A 17,337-nucleotide genomic window follows, 5' to 3' on the forward strand; every position below is an offset into this window, starting at 1 on the left:
ATGGCACGACGCAAGAACGCCCGCGCGGCGGTCGCCCTCGGGGCGGCCGCCGCCGGCGTCGCGGTCTGGTCGACGCTCATCGAACGTCGCCTCTTCACCGTGCGCCGGCATACCCTGCCGCTGCTCCCCCGAGGCGCGGCACCGGTTCGAATCCTGCAGCTCTCCGACCTGCACCTTGCTCCCTGGCAGGAGAGCAAGATCGATTGGGTCCGTTCGCTCGCCGAGCTGAACCCCGACCTGCTCGTGCTCACCGGCGACCTCATGGGGCACGCGGACGCGCGACCCTCGCTCGTCCACGCGCTCCAGCCACTCACTGCTCGGGCTCGGGCCGGCGTCTTCGTCCACGGGTCGAACGACTACTACGGCCCCAGGTTCAAGAACCCGCTGAAGTACCTCAGCACACCGAGCCGCCTGAGCACTCGCGCGCAGGACATCGACAACGCCGCGCTCACCCGCTCGCTCACCGAGGATCTGGGCTTGACGGACCTCAACAACTCAGCCGAATGGCTCGAGCTGGCCGGCACCCGTTTCGAGCTCCTCGGCTTGAACGACCCGCACATCCGCTACGACGATGCCGAGCGCATGCGCGCAGCGCGCACTGCCGAGCCCATGGAGGCGCGCGCATCGAAGCGAGCACCGCAGGCCGGCTCCCCCGTGCGTCTCGGCGTGGTCCACGCGCCGTACCAGGGCGCACTCGGGGCACTGCTCGACGAGGGATCCGAACTGATCCTCGCCGGTCACACCCACGGCGGCCAAGTGCGCGTCCCCGGCGTCGGCGCGCTCACCGCCAACTGCGACCTGCCCGTGCGCCAGGCGCGTGGCCTGAGCGTCTGGTACGACGCAGAACGCGCCGCCTACCTCAACGTCAGCGCGGGCCTCGGCAACTCCATCTACGCGCCCGTGCGCTTCTGCTGCAAGCCCGAGGTGACCCTGCTCACCCTCGAAGCCGCGCGGTAGCTCCCGCCCTGCATCCGCGGACGCGATTGGGCCCGGGCACCGAAACGGTGCCCGGGCCCAATCGCGTTCGGGGGTTTCACGCCGCGTTCCTCCACAAGTGAACGTCCGTCCGACGGTTGGACGCCTTCCCGACGAGTGGACGCCTACTCGCCGTGCGGCACGCCGTCCGACCGTCGGGAAGGCGTCCACTCGTCGGTGGTCGCCGGCGGTGGTCGCCGGCGGTGGTCGCCGGCGGTGGTCGCTGGCGGGGGCCGACGAAACGGCCGGCAAAGCGGCAAACGGCGGGACCGGCGAAGCGCCCGGAATGCGTTCGGCCCCGGCACTGGATCCAGTGCCGGGGCCGAATGCGTCGATGCGCCGAGGCTACGCCGAACGCTTCGCGGCCACGAGCTCCGCGATCTGCACCGCGTTGAGCGCGGCGCCCTTGCGCAGGTTGTCGTTCGAGACGAAGAACACGAGGCCGCGGCCCGCGGGAGCCGACTGGTCCTGGCGGATACGGCCGACGAACGAGGGATCCTGGCCTGCAGCTTCGAGCGGGGTCGGAACATCGCTCAGTTCGACGCCGGGAGCCGCTGCGAGCACCTCGGTGGCGCGCTCGGGCGTGATGTCGTTCGCGAACTCGGCGTGCACCGACAGCGAGTGCCCGGTGAACACCGGCACGCGCACGCAGGTGCCCGCGACGAGCAGTTCGGGCAGCTCGAGGATCTTGCGGCTCTCGTTGCGGAGCTTCTTCTCCTCGTCGGTCTCGCCCTCGCCGTCGTCGACGATGGAGCCCGCGAGCGGCAGCACGTCGAACGCGATGGTCTTGGTGTAGACCTCGGGAGCGGGGAACTCGACCGCCGCACCGTCGTGCACGAGGCCCTCGATGCCGCCCGCCTCGACGGCGGCGGTCACCTGGCCGGCGAGCTCGCGGGCTCCGGCGAGACCGGAGCCGGAGACGGCCTGGAAGGTGGTCACGATGAGGCGTTCGAGGCCGGCCGCGGCGTCGAGCGCCTTCAGCGCCGGCATCGCGGCCATGGTGGTGCAGTTGGGGTTCGCGATGATGCCCTGGCCGGCCTCGACGATGCCGTCGACGGCGTGCGGGTTGACCTCGCTGACCACGAGCGGCACCTCGGGGGCGAGGCGCCACGCGCTCGAGTTGTCGATGACGATGGCGCCCGCCGCAGCGAACTGCGGCGCGTACTCGCGGGATGCGGCGCCGCCCGCCGAGAACAGTGCGATGTCGATGCCGCTCTTGTCGGCGGTCGCGACGTCCTCGACGGTGATCTGCTCACCGCGGAACTCGATGACGGTTCCCGCCGAGCGCGCGCTCGAGAAGAAGCGGATCGACGCGATCGGGAATTCCCGCTCGACCAGGAGCCTGCGCATGACCGCGCCGACCTGACCCGTGGCGCCGACGACGGCGACGTTGAAACCCTGCTGCTCTGCCATGTGTTCCTCTCGGGCCTATCGGCCGGTACCGGCGTAGACGGTCGCCTCGGTGTCGGAGTCGAGACCGAAGGCGGTGTGGAGCACGCGCACGGTCTGCTCCATGAGGTCGGCGCGCGTGACGACGGAGATACGGATCTCGGAGGTCGAGATCATCTCGATGTTGATGCCCGCGTCGTAGAGCGCGCGGAACAGCTGAGCGGAGACGCCCGAGCTGGTGCGCATGCCCGCACCCACGACGGCGACCTTGGCGATCTGGTCGTCGTACTGCAGGCTCAGGAACCCGACGGACTCGCGCTCGGCCTCGAGCGCCTCGACCGCGCGGCGGCCCTCTTCGAGGGGCACGGTGAACGAGATGTCGGTGCGGTTCGTGTCGGCGGCCGACACGTTCTGCACGATGATGTCGATGTTGGCGTTGGTCTTCGCCACGATCTCGAAGATCTGCGCGGCCTTGCCCGGGACATCGGGCACGCCACCGACGGTGACCTTCGCCTCGTTCTTCTCGGCGGCGATCCCGGTGATGATCGGCTCTTCCACCTGTGCTCCCTTCGGGTGCCCCTTCGCGGGGTCGTAGACGATGGTGCCCGTCTCGTTGGAGAACGAGGAGCGGACGTGCAGTGCGACACCGTGCCGGCGCGCGTACTCGACGGCGCGCAGGTGCAGCACCTTGGCGCCGGAGGCGGCGAGCTCGAGCATCTCCTCCGCGGTGATCGCGTCGATCTTGCGGGCGCGCGGGACGATGCGGGGGTCGGTCGTGAACACCCCGTCGACGTCGGTGTAGATCTCGCAGACGTCGGCACCGAGCGCTGCCGCGAGCGCGACGGCCGTCGTGTCGGATCCGCCGCGGCCGAGAGTCGTGATGTCGCGGGAGTCGCGGCTGAAGCCCTGGAAGCCGGCGACGATGGCCACGGCCCCCTCGTCGAGCGCCTCGCGCACGCGGCCCGGGGTCACGTCGACGATCTTGGCGGAGCCGTGCTCCGCGGTCGTGATCATGCCCGCCTGGCTTCCGGTGAAGGAGAGCGCTTCGACGCCCATGCCCTTGATGGTCATGGCGAGCAGCGCCATCGAGATGCGCTCGCCAGCGGTGAGCAGCATGTCGAGCTCGCGCGGGGCGGGGATCGGCGTGCACGCGGCCGCCAGATCGAGCAGTTCGTCGGTGGTGTCGCCCATGGCGCTGACGGCGACGACGACCTCGTTGCCGGCGCGACGGGTCTCGACGATGCGCTTGGCGACGCGCTTGATGCTCTCGGCGTCCGAAACCGACGAGCCGCCGAACTTCTGCACGATCAATGCCACGTCGGAGACCTCCAGCAGTCAGGGACGGAATATATGCGAGCGTCCAGTCTATCGCGCCGACGCCTGCGGGATGCCTGCGTTACGCGGATCGGTGCGCTCCGAGGCAAGCGGGCGTTATTCGACCTGCCTGCGGCCCTCGAACGCCCGGCCGAGCGTGACCTCGTCGGCGAACTCGAGGTCGCCGCCGACGGGGAGGCCCGATGCGAGCCGCGAGACGGGAACGTCGATCGCGGTGAGCAATCGCGAGAGGTACGCCGCGGTCGCCTCGCCCTCGAGGTTGGGGTCGGTGGCGAGGATGACCTCCTTCACCTCGCCGTCGCCGAGTCGGCGCATGAGCGCGGGGATGCTGAGGTCGTCGGGCCCGATGCCGTCGATGGGGCTGATCGCCCCGCCGAGCACGTGGTAGAGCCCGCGGAACTGCCGGGTGCGCTCGATCGCGACCACGTCCTTCGGCTCCTCGACCACGCAGATGAGCGCCTGATCGCGACGAGGGTCACGGCAGATCGAGCAGCGCGTCTCTTCAGTGATGTTGCCGCAGACCTCGCAGAACCGCACCTTCTCGCGCACCTCGCTCAGCAGCTCGGCGAGCCGGGACACGTCGAAGTTCTGGGTCTGGAGGATGTGGAAGGCGATGCGCTGGGCAGATTTCGGGCCGATGCCGGGGAGCCGACCGAACTCGTCGATCAGGTCTTGAACGATGCCGTCGTACATGGTTCAGCAGCTCAACTTTCGGGTTGTCCGGGGAGCGGGCGCTCCTCGACGAATCGGGCTCCGAGCACTTCGCGCACCACGGCTTCGCCGTAGCGGACGAGTTCGGGACCGGTGTCGGGGTCCGCGATGCCCGGCGCGGGGATCGCCGCCTCGGCAGCGGGCGCCTTCGGGGCCGCGGCGCCCTGCCCTGCGGCGGCGAAGCCGACGCGCGAGGGTGCGCGCTCCGGCGACCCGTTCCCGGCAGCGGCCTGCGGCTCGCTCGAGCGAACGGGCGGGGCCTCGACCCGGGCCTCCCGCTCGGGCGCGGCGGGAATCGGGGCCGGGGCCGGTTCGGCGGTCGGCACGGCGGCCGCGGCATCGGGGGCGGAGGGCACGGCCCACTCGGTCATGGGAGCGGGTCGCTCGTGCGCGGGAGCACCGTTCGACGGCGCGGGCGCCGTCGCGGGAGCGGACTCGCGGGCGGCCATCGCGGAGGCGAGAGCGGCGAGCCGGCTGGACGCACGATCCTCGGGGAGCTGCGCGGGCGCAGCTCCGGGGGTCTCGGTCGCGGCTGCGGGTGCAGCCGTCTGCGGCGCGGCGGCCGGGACCGCGCGGCGGCCGGCGTACGGATCTCCGTAGGGGTCTCCCTCGCCGTCGTCGTCGCTCGGCATTCCGTCGTCGTTCGCGTAGGGGTCGTCGCCGTATCCGGGCGCCGGTGCCGGAACGGCCGGCCCTGCGGCGGCCGGCTTCGCGGGAGTCGGGTCCGCCGCGGGCGCCGGAGCCCGGTCGATCGGTTCCGGACTCGGTGCCGCTTTCTCAGGCGCAGCAGGAGCGGGCTCCGCACCTGCAGGAGCGGGCTCCGCCTCAGGCCGGGACGCCTCGGGCCGGGACGCTTCCGGTTCGGGCCGTGCGGGTTCGGCGCTGGGAACGGATCCGGCTCGGTGAGGGTCCGAATCGTCGGAGTCGGGCGTGCCCGAGCGCTGCGGGGCACCGCCTTCTCCGGTCGACGAGGGGGCGGATTCGCGCGGGCTCGCACCCGAGGGGATCTGCTTCGGCTGGTAGCGCACCTGCACCCCGACCGCCGACAGGATCGCTTCGCGCAGCGGCCCGGCCCCGGCCGTTTTGAAGACGTCGAGGCTCGACTTCGAGGGGAAACCGAGCGACAGCACGTCGCCGTCGAGTCCGAGCGGCGTGATCTCGCGGACCGCGTTCCATGCGTCCCGGTCGCCCTCGAGCAGCTCCTCGAGCAGGTCGGGCCAGATCTCGGTGAGGTCTTCGAGCGTCGCCTCGCCCGATTCGTCTGCGGAGGCGTCGTCCGAGCCGGCCTCGGCACCGTCGCCCACCGGGCCCTGAGCGGGAGCGGGAGCGGCGGGCTGAGCGGGCCTGCTCGCGGCAGCCGGTGCGGTGGGAGCCGCGGACGGAGCGGGAGCGCTCGGCTCCGCACTCACGTTGAGGGGCTCACGCGGGACCCCGGCGAGCACGTCGGAGACGGGGCGACCGAACGGCGCGGCACCCGCCGAGTCCTCGCGCAGGAACTCGCGCACCGCACGGGCGGTCTGGGCGGCGTTCGCCGAGGCCGCCGGAGCGGAGGGAGCGGCAGAAGCCGGCGCGGGCTGCGCCGCGGGAGCCGGCGCCTCGGCGGCCTCGACCGGGGGCTGCTGCGCAGCGGTTCCCCCGTTGGGCTGCTGCACGGGCCGGGCCGCAGTCGGGGCCGGGGCCGCCACCGGGGCCTGGGCCGTCGCCGGCGCGGAGGCGGCACGCTGCTGCGGAGCCGCAGGTGCCGTCTGACCGGTGATCGCGGCGCGCAGCGACATCTGCGGCTCCGCCGCCTGCCCGGCCGAGTTCGCCGAGCCGGCCGCGGGCGCCTCGGCGACGAGGGCGCGGGCGATCATGAGTTCGAGGTGCAGTCGGGGCGCGGTGGCCCCGACCATGCGGTCGAGCGATTCGCTCACCGTGTCGGCGATGCGCGAGAGGCGACCCGGTGCGAAGACCTGCGCCTGCTCGAACATGCGCTGCAGCTGGTCCTCGGGCACCCCGCGGAACACGGCGGACGCGCCCTGGACCGTGGTGGCGCTGACGACGATGAGGTCGCGCAGACGCTCGAGCATGTCCTCGACGAAGCGGCGGGGATCCTGACCCGTCTGCACCACGCGGTCGACGGCGCGGAAGGCCGCAGCGGAGTCGGCCGCGCCGATCGCCACGACGACCTCGTCGATCAGTTCGCTCGGGGTGTAGCCGAGCAGGCCCGTGGCGCGCTCGGCGGTGACCCGGTTGCCCTCGGACCCGGCGATGAGCTGGTCGAGGATCGAGAGGGTGTCGCGCACCGAGCCGCCGCCGGCGCGCACGACGAGCGGCAGCACGCCGGGTTCGACCTCGACCTGCTCGCTGTCGCACAGCGACTGCACGTACTCGATGAGTGTGGCGGGGGCGATGAGCCGGAACGGGTAGTGGTGCGTGCGGGAGCGGATGGTGCCGATGACCTTCTCGGGCTCCGTCGTCGCGAAGATGAACTTCACGTGGGGCGGCGGCTCCTCCACGATCTTGAGCAGCGCGTTGAAGCCGCCCGCCGTGACCATGTGGGCCTCGTCGATGATGAAGATCTTGTAGCGGTCGCGCGCCGGAGCGAACACCGCGCGCTCGCGCAGGTCGCGCGCGTCGTCGACGCCGCCGTGGCTCGCGGCGTCGATCTCGACCACGTCGAGGGAACCGCCGCCGGCACGACTGAGCTCGACGCAGCTGGGGCACACGCCGCACGGGGTGTCGGTCGGGCCCTCGGCGCAGTTGAGGCAGCGCGCGAGGATGCGGGCCGAGGTGGTCTTGCCGCAGCCGCGCGGTCCGCTGAACAGGTAGGCGTGGCCGATGCGTTCCGAGCGCAGCGCGGTCATGAGGGGTGCCGTCACCTGCTCCTGTCCGATCATCTCGGAGAAGGACTCTGGCCGGTAACGGCGATACAGTGCGGTAGCCACCCGTCCATGGTAGCGGCGGCCACCGACAACCGACCCGGCCCGTCGCACAGGCTCCTCCGAGGCGGACTGCCGCAGGCTGGGAGCACCGGGACCCGATACGACCCACACGAGGAGGACGCGATGAACGGCAGCGTGCTGGTCGACCTGCTCCTCGCGGCCATCGGGATCGGAGCGCTCGTCAACGGCTACCGTGCGGGACTGCTGCGCACCGCGGCGGGCCTGGCCGGCCTCGTCGCCGGCGGCGTCGCCGCCTTCTTCCTCGTGCCCTGGCTCACCGCGCAGGTGACGCAGCCGGAGTGGCGGATCCCCGCGGCGATCGGCGCGATCGTGCTGCTGCTCGGTGTCGGCACCGCGCTCGGCGGCGCGATCGGCAGGCTGCTGCGCCGCGGCGCGAAGCGGATCCGCCTCGGCTGGCTCGATCGCATCACGGGCGCCCTCGGCAACCTGGTCGTCGCGATCCTGATCGCTGTGCTGGTCGCCACGACCGTGCAGGGGCTCGGCGTCCCGACGCTCTCCCCCGCCATCGCCGGCTCGCGCATCGTCGCTGCCGTGGATCGTCTCACACCGAAGCCCGTGCAGTCGTTCCTCGCCCAGGCGCGCGACACCGCGCTCGACGGCGCAGCACCCTGGGTCGCCCGCGTCCTCAACGAACCGGTCGACGTCGCCGCCCCGCCCGCCGCGTCCGAGACCGCCGCGGTGCAGCGCGCGCTGGGGTCGGTCGTGCGGGTCTCGGGCGCCGCGTTCCAGTGCGGCACCTCGCTCTCAGGATCGGGCTTCGTCGTCGCCCCCGACCGCATCGTGACCAACGCGCACGTCGTCGCCGGGGTGGACCGTCCCGTCCTCGAGGCCCCGAGCGGAGCCGCCGTCTCGGGCCGAGTGGTCGCGTTCGACCCCGAGCACGACCTCGCGGTCATCGCCGTCAACGGCTTCGACGTTCCCGCGCTGCCCGTCGCCCCGGTGCCCGCGCCCGCCACTACGGGATGGATCGCGGGCTATCCGTTCGGCGGCCCGCTCACCGTCGGCACCGCCTCGGTCATCGGCACGGCCTCGGCCGACATGACGATCGAGGGGCGCCGCTCGGTGCGCGAGGTCACCTCCCTCGCGGGGACGGTGAACCACGGCAACTCGGGCGGTCCGGTGCTCGGCGCCGACGGCAGCGTGATCGGCGTGGTGTTCGCGAAGTCCGAGACCAACGCGAACCTCGGCTATGCGGTGCCGACCTCGGTACTGGATCCGCTCGCTCAGCAGGCGCCCGCCCTGACCGCCCCGGTGAGCACCGGCAGCTGCGTCGCGCAGTAGTCACCTCTAACGACGAAGCGCAGGAAACGCGAAAAGCCCCGCCTGAGCGGGGCTTTTCGATGTGGTGGATCCTAGGAGAATCGAACTCCTGACCTCGTCATTGCGAACGACGCGCTCTACCAACTGAGCTAAGGACCCGTGAACCCGTCCAGCATAGCAGCGCGCGATCGGCGACGCGAAATCCACGACACGCCGGATCCGGAGTCCGAGTTGCACGGAGCGGCCGCACGGTGCGCCCGGATGGGGAGCAGCAAGGCGGCGCGGTCCGCGAAGCACCACTTCACCTGCGAGACACCTTGTTGCTGCCTGGTGTTTCGCGGGCAGGGCGGTGTTTCGCGGGCAGAGACGAGCCCGACCCCATGCGGGACCGGGTCAACCGGCGGGTCGGGCTACGATCCGGGATCAGCCGGCTGCGCGGCGGCGGCGCAGCACCGCGTCGAGGTCGGGCATGCCCTCGGCGGTGTCGCCGATCACGCCCATGCGTCGCAGGCGATCCGCGGTGGAATCGACCGGCGCGTGCGCGCGCACCGAAGCTTCGATGGTGCGCTGCGCGTCGACCGTGGCGTCCGCCTTGACCTCGGCGGTCCGCGCAGCGGCGACCTGCGCACGCGCCTCGTCGAGCAGCATCGAGTCGGCCTGGTTCTCGCGAGGCCGGGCCTGCGCGGCCGCAGTCTGCGCGGCAGCGGTGCGGGCCCGCTCGCGAGCGCGGGCGAGCGCCTTGGCGCGCTCGATGCGCGCCGCGGCCACGGCCTGCGCCGCCGCGTGAGCGGCCGCAGCGGCCGCTTCGCCCACGGACGGATCCTCCGCGTCCGCGGTCGCGGCCGCGGGAGCCTGCACCCGTACCGGCTCTGCCACTCGTTCCTCGGGGATCTCGGCGAGCCGCACCCGGCCCGGCGCGAGGAGCACGAGCGCTCCGCCCGCGGTGAGCAGGCCGAGGGCCGAACCCACGAGGGTCACGGTTCCGAGACCTGCGATCGCGAGGCCCGTACCAACGAGCGCGCCGGCGATGCAGAGCACCGCGACGAGCGCGGCGAGGGCGCGCATCCGCCGGGCGGCCGGTCGACGCAGACGCGCGGAGCGCGCGAGGGCGGCCTGCTTGCGCCGCATGCGCTGCGCGCGGATCTCGGCGCGCACCTCCGCGGCGCGGGCCTCGGCCAGCTCCGTCTCGCGGTCGGCGGCCTGTCGACGTTCGGCCGAACGGACGAGCTTCTCGTGCGCGAGCGCTTCGCGGGCGGTCGCCTCCGCCCGCACTTCGGCGGGCACCTCGGAGGTCTCGGCGAGGATGCGCAGCGTGCGCTGCAGGCGCATCGCGTTGCGCTCCGCCGCGCGGAACTCGCGCCGGCGCATCCACCCGGGCACCAGGACGGCGCCCCAGAGCAGCGCAGCGACCACGAAGATCACCCCGCCGCCGAACGCACCGCCACCCGTCATGCGCCTTACTGTACGGGCGGACGCGCTCCGGCATCGAGTGACGCGCCGAGTCTCGAGAGCATCCCCTGTTCCGCCTCCTCGACGGTGATGGCGAAGCAGTCGTGATCGCGCCAGGCGCCGTCGATGTGGATGTACGCCGCGCGCCGGCCCTCGTAACGCAGGCCCAGCTTCTCGACCACCCGCAACGACGGCGCGTTCTCGGGGCGGATGCAGATCTCGACCCGGTGCATTCCCAGCTCGCCGAACAGGTAGTCGATCGCGAGCGCGCACGCCGTCGGCGTCGCTCCCCGACCCGCCGCGCTCCGCGCGACCCAGTAGCCGAGCTGCGCCGAGCGGAGCGCTCCCCCGCTGATCTCCGAGACGCTGAGCTGCCCGACGACCGCGCCGCCGATCGTGATCACGAAGGGAGCTCCGGATCCGCTGCGCAGCTGGCGCCGCATCGCTTTGATCGTGGGGCGCATCGAGACCGATCCCGGGACCGCGCCGGCCCCGCTCGGGTGCGTCGCCTCCCAGGGTTGCAGCCAGTCCCGGTTCTCGCGCAGCAGCTGTTCGAGCACCGGTGCGTCGGAGAGCCGGATCACCCGGATCCCCACCGGTCCGCTCGAGCGCGGGGCGGGTACCGGGATCGGCGTCCCGAGCGGCACGTGCGGCCTAGCCCTCCGCGTCGCGGGCGCGCAGGCGCTCCGCGAACTCCTGCACCCAGCTGGTGAGCTCCGCTCCCAGCTCGGGGTGGTCGACGCCGAGCAGGAGGTTCGCCTTGATCCAGTCCGCGCGGTCGCCGGTGTCGTAGCGGCGGCCGCGGAAGATGACGCCGTAGACCGGGTCCTTGCCGTGGCCCTGCGCGAGCTCGTTCAGCGCGTCGGTCAGCTGGTACTCGCCGCCGCGACCCGGCTCGAGGTTCTCGATCAGGCCGAAGATCTCGGGACGGAGCACGTAGCGGCCGATCACGGCGAGGTTCGACGGCGCCTCGGCGGCGTCGGGCTTCTCGACGAGTTCGGTGATCTTCACGACGTCGGGATCGTCGGTCGGCTCGACCGCGGCGCAGCCGTAGAGGTGGATCGACTCCTGCGGGACCTCCATCAGCGCGATGACGGTCGCCTGGCGGCGGTCGTGCTCCTCGATCATGCGCGTGAGCAGCGGATCGCGCTCGTCGATGAGGTCGTCGCCGAGCAGCACCGCGAAGGACTCCTCGCCCACGTGACGGTGCGAACGTCCGACCGCGTGACCGAGCCCGAGCGGCTGCCCCTGGCGCAGGAAGTGCACCTCGGCGAGCTCGCTCGACTTGTGCACGCGACCGAGGCGGCCCTCGTCGCCCTTCTTCTCGAGCGTGAACTCGAGCTCGGGCACGCTGTCGAAGTGGTTCGAGAGGTTGCCCTTGTTGCGCCCCGTGATGATCAGGACGTCGTCGAGACCGGCCGCGGCCGCCTCTTCCACCACGTACTGGATCGCCGGCTTGTCGACGATCGGCAGCATCTCCTTCGGCATCGCCTTGGTCGCCGGCAGGAACCGGGTCCCGAGTCCTGCCGCCGGGATCACTGCTTTCGTGACGCGGGGGTGGGCGCCGTTCGCTTCGTGAGACATGGGGCATAGCCTATGCCGCACTCGCCCGCACGGCCAATCACCGAGGCGATTCGAGGCTCGCACGCGTTCCGGGAGCCCGTTCCGACCGGAGAATCGCAGCCGGTGCGCATACACTGGGCGGCATGGCCGATGAGATCGACCGAGAGAAGCAGCGCATCCGCGGACTGGTCCGGGAGCGCAGAGCCGCGACCACCGAGGTGGAACGGGCGGAGATCCGCGACGGCATCACCGCCCAGCTGATCACCCTCGTGACCGGGCGCGGAGCGCGCTCCGTCTCCTGCTACATGCCCGTCGCCGGCGAACCCGACACCTCCGCCTTCCTCGCGTGGACCCGCGAGCAGGGCATCGATGTCCTGCTGCCCGCGGCCCGGGAGGACGGTCTGCTCGACTGGATCCGCCCGAGCTGGGAGGGCAACGTGCGGGGCGCGTTCGGGATCCCCGAACCGCTCGGAGAATGTCTGAGCCCGCTCGCGGTGGGCGATGTCGACCTGATGCTGGTGCCCGCGTGCGCCGTCGACCGCTCGGGCGTGCGCCTCGGCTGGGGGCGCGGCTTCTTCGACCGCAACCTGGGGTCGATGGATCAGAGCCCTCCGGTGTTCGCCATCGTCCACGACGAGGAGGTCTTCGAGACCCTCCCCAGCGAGCTGCACGACATCCCGGTCACGGGCATCGTGACGCCGACCCGCATCGAGTACGTGCGCACGGAGCGGTAAACTTCTTCCTCGTGCCCACCTACGCTTACCGCTGCTCCGACTGCGGCCACGCCTTCGACATCTACCAGTCGTTCTCGGACTCGGCCCTGACCGAGTGCCCCGAGTGCGGCGGGACCCTGCGCAAGGTGTTCGGATCCCTCGGCGTCACCTTCAACGGATCCGGGTTCTACCGCACCGACTCGCGCGCGGGCGCGAAGGGATCCTCCTCCGCTGCGGGAACGGGCGGCTCCGGTACCGGCTCGTCGTCGTCATCGTCGTCATCGTCCACGGGATCGGGCTCATCGAGCGGCGGTTCCGCCGCCTGACCGGCGAATCGCCGCGGTTCCCCGGGGACCATGCTCTAGCCTTGCCCACGAGGAAACAACACTCTGGGGAAGGGGAACCATGCTCAAGGGATTCCGGGAGTTCCTGCTCCGCGGGAACGTCGTCGATCTGGCGGTCGCGGTGGTCATCGGCGCGGCGTTCAACGCCGTGGTCGAGAAGGTCGTCTCGTCGCTCATCAATCCGCTCATCAGCGTCGTCTTCAAGGCCGACTCGCTCGACAAGGCACTGATGGTCGAACTGCCCGGTGGCGGCGCGCTCGCATTCGGCGCGCTCATCGGCGCGATCATCAACTTCGTGATCGTGGCCGCGGTGGTCTACTTCGTGTTCGTGCTGCCGATGAACCACATGCGCGAGCGCACCGCGAAGAACACGCCGGAGGAGCCTGCGGCCCCGTCCGAGCAGGAGCTGCTCGCCGAGATCCGCGATCTGCTGCGCGAGCAGCGCGCCGGCAAGTAACCGCGCGCTCGACGCCGACCGAACGGCTGCGTCGCGACGTTCAGCCCCAGTGGGGCGGACGATCGCGACGCAGCCGTTCGTCGTTCTCGCCGGGCTTCGAGCCGCCGTCGCGCACCCGCTTCGCCGCGGATCCTCCGCGTGCCCCGTCGCCCCAGGACTCGGGACGGTCCTCGGCCGCCCGGTCGCCGAGCGGATGGCTCGAAGGCCGGGGATCCACGCCCTCCGGCGCGGGACGGCTCGCACGCCTCGACCGGCGCGCGCCACGGCCCGGAGCCGCGTCCGCGGGCTCCGGCATCCGGTCGCTCATCGGACTACTCGTCGAAGGCGAGGTCGGGATCCGCGGGTGCGTCGGAACGCACCCGGAGCGAGTCCAGATCCTCGGTCGGCGCGACCTCGATCGGACCGCTGTCCCCCGCGGAACCCTCGTCGTAGCCGACGATCCGCGCGATCCGCAGCGCGACCTGCTCCGGATCGCTGAAGAGGTCGAAGCTGTGCACCCGGTGGTAGTGCCAGCCGAGCCGGCGCAGCACCGCGGGGCGCAGCCGGAGCGCATCGCGCAGGCTGTCCTCGCCGCCGGCGAAATCGACGTCGACCGCGATCGCGCGGTCGTCGAGCGAGGCCGCGAGCGGGATCGCGCCGCGGTAGTCGAGCGCGACCGACAGTCCGAGTTGCTCCAGCCGGTCGGCCAGCTCGCCGAGCATCGGATCGCGCTCGGCGGGGAGCGCCGCGGGTGCAGGCTCCTGGTGGTCCATCGCCAGCAGCTCGGCCAGCTCGACGACGCCGTGCTTGATCCGCGCGGTGTCGAGATCCGCGGGCCGGAAGCAGCTGACGATCGTCATCGCGCGGCGGGCGCGCGTCATCGCGACCGCGAGCAGCCGCTCTCCGCCCGGCTGCCCGAGGCTGCCGAAGTTCGAGAGCACACGGCCGTGCGGGGTGCGGCCGTAGCCGATGGAGAAGATCACGCGATCGCGGCTCTGCGCCATCGCCTGTTCGAGGGTCAGCACCGCGAACGGCTCGGCGCGCTCGCCGAGCAGGAAGTCGCGGTACTGCGGGAACTTCGCGAAGGTCTGCAGCACGGCCTGGTTGACCCGGACCGCGTGCCGCTCGCTCGCGGTGATGACCATGAGCGACTCGCGGGACCGGTCGGCCGCGTGCTCGAGCACGAGCTGCACGACCCGCTCCACCTCGGCGTCGGTGCTCTCGACCGCGCCGGTGTGCTGGTCTGGGAGCCCCTGGCCGCCGCGGACGAACTCGAGCGAGATGCTCGAGTGCCCGAGGAACGTGCCGGCCCACGGCAGCGACGAGATCTCCCCGTCGTAGAAGCGCGTGTTGACGAGCTGCGTGAGGTCCTCGCCGCCCGCACGGTAGCTGCGGGTGAGCGCGAGCTCGGGCAGCACGGAGCGGAGCTGCGCGTACGCCGACTGCTCGTGCAGCTCGGGATCGGCCGCGACGGCCTCCCCGCGCTGCCGCACGGCGATCTCGAACGGAGCGGGGGTCTGGGTCATGGGGTCGCCGAACGCGACGACCTGCTTGGCCCGACGGATCGCACCGACGTTCTCGACGAGCGTCGTCGCGCCTGCGTCGACGAGCAGCACCGTGTCGAAGCGCAGCGTGTCGGGCAGCTGCGCGACCTCGTAGGGCGACATGGCCCACACCGGGGTGAGCACGGCCAGGAGCGACGGCGCCCGCTGCACGAGCGCGTCGATGGAGTTCTCGCCCGCGCGGAGCGCCTCGCGCAGCGCGAGCGCCTCGTCGCGATGGTCGAGGACCGCGACGCGCCAGGCGTCGGCGAGCTTGGAGGCGAGCTGGGGGCCGTTCGATCCGGCGTGCGCGTCGTCGACCAGGCGGAAGTCTGCCTCGAGCCGGTCGATGACCCCGGTGTTCGCGCTCAGCAGGGCCTGATTGGTCTGCAGCATGCGCTCCAGCGCCGACTGCCACCAGGCCTGTTCGAGCTCCGCCGCGACCCGATCCGACGGCACGTGGCGCGCCGAGAGGTCGTCGAGCAGCGGTTCGAGGTGGGCGGCGCGCAGGCGCTCCACGATCGCGGTGCGCTCCTGGATGTTCTGCAGCACCTCGGACTCGCGGGCGAGCTCGGTCGTGTCGCGCGCCAGCACCGTCAGCGGGAGCGAGCGGAGCCGCTGCGCGTCGGTGTCGTGGCCGAGCACCCGGTCGATCGCGTCGAGATCCTGGTAGGCCGACTGGTAGGCGACCACGACGTCGGCGATGCCGACGGGGACCTCGGGACGCGCGCCGACCACGGTCGAGTATCGCTGCCAGAGCACCCGCTGCTGCTGGATCTGCAGGAGCCGGGCGTACATATCGGTGACGTGAACGCCCGGACGGACGTACTCCCGGGCGAGCTTGCGCAGGCGCCGCTTGTTGGCGTTCGACATCTCGTCGCCGCCGCGCGGCGCGTGCGCCGCGATGACCTCGGTGAGCGAGCGGTCGTAGACCTCGGGCACGAAGCGGTCGAGCGTCTCGCGGATCCCCATGAGGAGCCGCAGGTAGATGCCGAGCTCGGCGATGCTCTCGTAGGGCCGCAGCGACGTCTGCTCGACGACCTCGTTGGCCATCGTGATGAGCCGGGGCAGCTGGGACTCCGCCAGGTTCACGGCCGTGGAGTACGCCTTGCGCGCGTCCTCGGTGGTCGAGAAGCTCACGCCGTACCAGGGCGAGTCCTCGGGACCGTACTGGAACTGGCCGAGGCGCGCGACCTCGGTGAGCGCCTCGGCGATCGAGGAGCGGTCGAGGGTCAGCTGGCCCAGCGCGTGATCGTCGAGCCGCACCGTGGTGGTCGGCGAGTGCTCGCGCAGCGCGAGTCGGGTGAGCTCGCGCAGCGCCTCGAGCGGCGAGACGCCGAACCGGGGATCCTTCGCGCCGAGCCCGGTCTGGTAGTCGAGCAGCACACCGCGCAGGCGAACGAGCGCCTCGTCGACCTCGCGCAGCTGCTCGCTCCGTGCGCCCTCGTTGCGGCTGATCGACTCGACCAGGTTGCGGCGCAGCAGGCGCGGCGTCGCGGCGAGCCCGGAGAGCCCGACGCGGGAGAGTCGGTGGGTGATGCCGTCGAGCGTCGCGCGTCGCGGCGACACGACCAGCACCTGCTTGCCGGCGCGGACGAGCCCGCCGATGGCGTTGACGACCGTCTGCGTTCCACCGGTCCCGGGAAGCGTGCGGACGACGAGCGAGTGGCCGGAGGCGACCTGTGCGAGCACGTCCTCCTGCTCGGCGTCGACGTCGTAGAGATCGCGATCCGTCTCGGGAGAGCGGGTGTTGCTCGGCGTCGCCGTCACGGGCCGGTACGCCTCGGAGAGCCGTCGCTTCGCCACCTCGCTGCCGCACACGGCGGAGAGCACGGGCGTGTCGAGATCCTCGGCGTCGGCGACCATCGCGTACGCGACGTCGTGGAACGACGAGACGACGAGGCGCGGCTGGACGACGAAGCCCGAGACCCCGACCACCATCTGGCGCAGGCGATCGATCACCGGCTGCGGCTTGAAGACGCCCTCGGACTGCGAGAGCTCGATGAGCGAGCGCGCGTCGACGCGGATGCCGAACTGCTCGTGCAGCACCCGCACGAGCGCGGGGTTGACCGCCGGGTTCTGCTTGAGCTTGAGCTCGAAGTCCCGGCCGTAGCGGCGGATCGCCAGCGGGCGCAGCAGCACGGGGGCGCAGAATTCCTGCCCCTCGAACTCCCACTTCGCGATCCCGATGCCGAGGTGGACGGTCTCGAGGCCGCGCACCGCGCGCATCTCGACCGCCTTGTCGGTCACCCGTCCGGCCGCGAGGCGCGCGTGGCGCAGGGCCAGGTCGTCGCGGATCAGCGCCGACAGCAGGATCTTCTGCCCGGTGATGAACTGCGGCAGCCCGCCGGGGTGCGTGGTCGAGAGCTCGATCCGGTTGGCGTGCTCGTCGGCGAAGTGGAGCAGCGGGTTCTCCCCGCCGAGCGCCGCGAGTTCCTCGCGCCAGGCCGCGTGCTCGACGGTGTGCGGATCGACCACGGTCATCATGGTCGGATTCACCACCTCTGGCTGCTGCTCGGTCATTTGCGCGTCCGGTTCGTGCTTGGGCGCGAGCGATCCCTCGCTGCGCGGCGCGCTCGGCGCCGAGCGATCAGCGGGCGCACCCGTCCCTCGCTCCGTCTCGTCGGGTCGCCGACGTCGATCCACACTCCACACATCGCCACACTAAGGTGCGGA

Annotated in this window: 14 protein-coding genes and 1 tRNA gene; 5 read left to right on the forward strand and 10 right to left on the reverse strand. The window is 71.9% G+C overall.

What is annotated here, in order from left to right; genetic code table 11:
* Nucleotides 1–957, forward strand: a complete 957-nt coding sequence (locus tag ABD169_RS13500) for a metallophosphoesterase (RefSeq protein WP_344033029.1) — start codon at nt 1–3, stop codon at nt 955–957.
* A gap of 363 nt (nt 958–1,320) precedes the next feature.
* Here ABD169_RS13500 and ABD169_RS13505 read toward each other — a convergent pair whose 3' ends face one another.
* The 4 genes from ABD169_RS13505 to ABD169_RS13520 form a co-directional block, all read right to left on the reverse strand.
* The gene (locus ABD169_RS13505; protein ID WP_344033031.1) at nt 1,321–2,388 is read right to left on the reverse strand and encodes an aspartate-semialdehyde dehydrogenase; all 1,068 of its coding nucleotides are present in this window, start codon (nt 2,386–2,388) and stop codon (nt 1,321–1,323) included.
* 15 nt (nt 2,389–2,403) lie between these two features.
* The gene (locus ABD169_RS13510; protein WP_046453792.1) at nt 2,404–3,681 is read right to left on the reverse strand and encodes an aspartate kinase; all 1,278 of its coding nucleotides are present in this window, start codon (nt 3,679–3,681) and stop codon (nt 2,404–2,406) included.
* A gap of 114 nt (nt 3,682–3,795) precedes the next feature.
* Nucleotides 3,796–4,392, reverse strand: a complete 597-nt coding sequence (recR, locus tag ABD169_RS13515) for a recombination mediator RecR (protein ID WP_344033033.1) — start codon at nt 4,390–4,392, stop codon at nt 3,796–3,798.
* 11 nt (nt 4,393–4,403) lie between these two features.
* Nucleotides 4,404–7,337 carry a DNA polymerase III subunit gamma and tau gene (locus tag ABD169_RS13520; RefSeq protein WP_344033035.1) on the reverse strand — a complete coding sequence of 978 codons (2,934 nt, stop codon included), beginning with the start codon at nt 7,335–7,337 and terminating at the stop codon, nt 4,404–4,406.
* Nucleotides 7,338–7,457: 120 nt separating this feature from the next.
* Between ABD169_RS13520 and ABD169_RS13525 the strand changes: the two genes are divergently transcribed.
* The gene (locus tag ABD169_RS13525) at nt 7,458–8,636 is read left to right on the forward strand and encodes a MarP family serine protease (protein ID WP_344033037.1); all 1,179 of its coding nucleotides are present in this window, start codon (nt 7,458–7,460) and stop codon (nt 8,634–8,636) included.
* Nucleotides 8,637–8,698: 62 nt separating this feature from the next.
* Here ABD169_RS13525 and ABD169_RS13530 read toward each other — a convergent pair.
* From ABD169_RS13530 to ABD169_RS13545, 4 genes are all read right to left on the reverse strand, one after another.
* Nucleotides 8,699–8,774 (reverse strand) — tRNA-Ala (locus ABD169_RS13530).
* Nucleotides 8,775–9,038: 264 nt separating this feature from the next.
* Nucleotides 9,039–10,067, reverse strand: coding sequence for a hypothetical protein (locus ABD169_RS13535; RefSeq protein WP_344033039.1), 1,029 nt, complete (start codon nt 10,065–10,067; stop codon nt 9,039–9,041).
* 5 nt (nt 10,068–10,072) lie between these two features.
* On the reverse strand, nt 10,073–10,711 hold the full coding sequence (locus tag ABD169_RS13540; RefSeq protein ID WP_344033041.1) for a GNAT family N-acetyltransferase: 639 nt from the start codon (nt 10,709–10,711) through the stop codon (nt 10,073–10,075).
* Nucleotides 10,712–10,718: 7 nt separating this feature from the next.
* Complete coding sequence (locus ABD169_RS13545) at nt 10,719–11,648, reverse strand: UTP--glucose-1-phosphate uridylyltransferase (RefSeq protein WP_344033043.1); 930 nt, start codon at nt 11,646–11,648, stop codon at nt 10,719–10,721.
* 122 nt (nt 11,649–11,770) lie between these two features.
* Here ABD169_RS13545 and ABD169_RS13550 point away from each other — a divergent pair, with 122 nt between their 5' ends.
* The 3 genes from ABD169_RS13550 to mscL all read left to right on the forward strand — a co-directional run bounded on the left by ABD169_RS13550 (nt 11,771) and on the right by mscL (nt 13,141).
* Nucleotides 11,771–12,361: a 5-formyltetrahydrofolate cyclo-ligase gene (locus ABD169_RS13550; RefSeq protein ID WP_344033046.1), complete on the forward strand. Its 591-nt coding sequence runs from the start codon at nt 11,771–11,773 to the stop codon at nt 12,359–12,361.
* 11 nt (nt 12,362–12,372) lie between these two features.
* The gene (locus tag ABD169_RS13555) at nt 12,373–12,666 is read left to right on the forward strand and encodes an FmdB family zinc ribbon protein (protein WP_344033048.1); all 294 of its coding nucleotides are present in this window, start codon (nt 12,373–12,375) and stop codon (nt 12,664–12,666) included.
* 79 nt (nt 12,667–12,745) lie between these two features.
* Entirely contained in the window at nt 12,746–13,141 is a 396-nt protein-coding gene (gene mscL, locus ABD169_RS13560; RefSeq protein ID WP_046454137.1) for a large conductance mechanosensitive channel protein MscL, read from the forward strand.
* Between the two features lie 40 nt (nt 13,142–13,181).
* Here mscL and ABD169_RS13565 read toward each other — a convergent pair whose 3' ends face one another.
* Both ABD169_RS13565 and ABD169_RS13570 read right to left on the reverse strand, forming a co-directional pair.
* Complete coding sequence (locus ABD169_RS13565) at nt 13,182–13,448, reverse strand: hypothetical protein (RefSeq protein WP_344033050.1); 267 nt, start codon at nt 13,446–13,448, stop codon at nt 13,182–13,184.
* 4 nt (nt 13,449–13,452) lie between these two features.
* Nucleotides 13,453–17,184: an AAA family ATPase gene (locus tag ABD169_RS13570; protein WP_344033052.1), complete on the reverse strand. Its 3,732-nt coding sequence runs from the start codon at nt 17,182–17,184 to the stop codon at nt 13,453–13,455.
* Nucleotides 17,185–17,337 lie beyond the last annotated feature (153 nt).

Source organism: Leucobacter iarius (assembly GCF_039530105.1).
Taxonomy (GTDB): Bacteria; Actinomycetota; Actinomycetes; order Actinomycetales; family Microbacteriaceae; genus Leucobacter; species Leucobacter iarius.

Bases quoted from the DNA above. Each gene is read 5' to 3' on its own strand.
- ABD169_RS13545 (WP_344033043.1), bottom strand. From the start codon at position 11,648: ATGTCTCACGAAGCGAACGGCGCCCACCCCCGCGTCACGAAAGCAGTG.
- ABD169_RS13550 (WP_344033046.1), top strand. From the start codon at position 11,771: ATGGCCGATGAGATCGACCGAGAGAAGCAGCGCATCCGCGGACTGGTC.
- ABD169_RS13500 (WP_344033029.1), top strand. From the start codon at position 1: ATGGCACGACGCAAGAACGCCCGCGCGGCGGTCGCCCTCGGGGCGGCC.
- ABD169_RS13505 (WP_344033031.1), bottom strand. From the start codon at position 2,388: ATGGCAGAGCAGCAGGGTTTCAACGTCGCCGTCGTCGGCGCCACGGGT.
- ABD169_RS13535 (WP_344033039.1), bottom strand. From the start codon at position 10,067: ATGACGGGTGGCGGTGCGTTCGGCGGCGGGGTGATCTTCGTGGTCGCT.
- ABD169_RS13570 (WP_344033052.1), bottom strand. From the start codon at position 17,184: ATGACCGAGCAGCAGCCAGAGGTGGTGAATCCGACCATGATGACCGTG.
- ABD169_RS13525 (WP_344033037.1), top strand. From the start codon at position 7,458: ATGAACGGCAGCGTGCTGGTCGACCTGCTCCTCGCGGCCATCGGGATC.
- ABD169_RS13565 (WP_344033050.1), bottom strand. From the start codon at position 13,448: ATGAGCGACCGGATGCCGGAGCCCGCGGACGCGGCTCCGGGCCGTGGC.
- mscL (WP_046454137.1), top strand. From the start codon at position 12,746: ATGCTCAAGGGATTCCGGGAGTTCCTGCTCCGCGGGAACGTCGTCGAT.
- recR (WP_344033033.1), bottom strand. From the start codon at position 4,392: ATGTACGACGGCATCGTTCAAGACCTGATCGACGAGTTCGGTCGGCTC.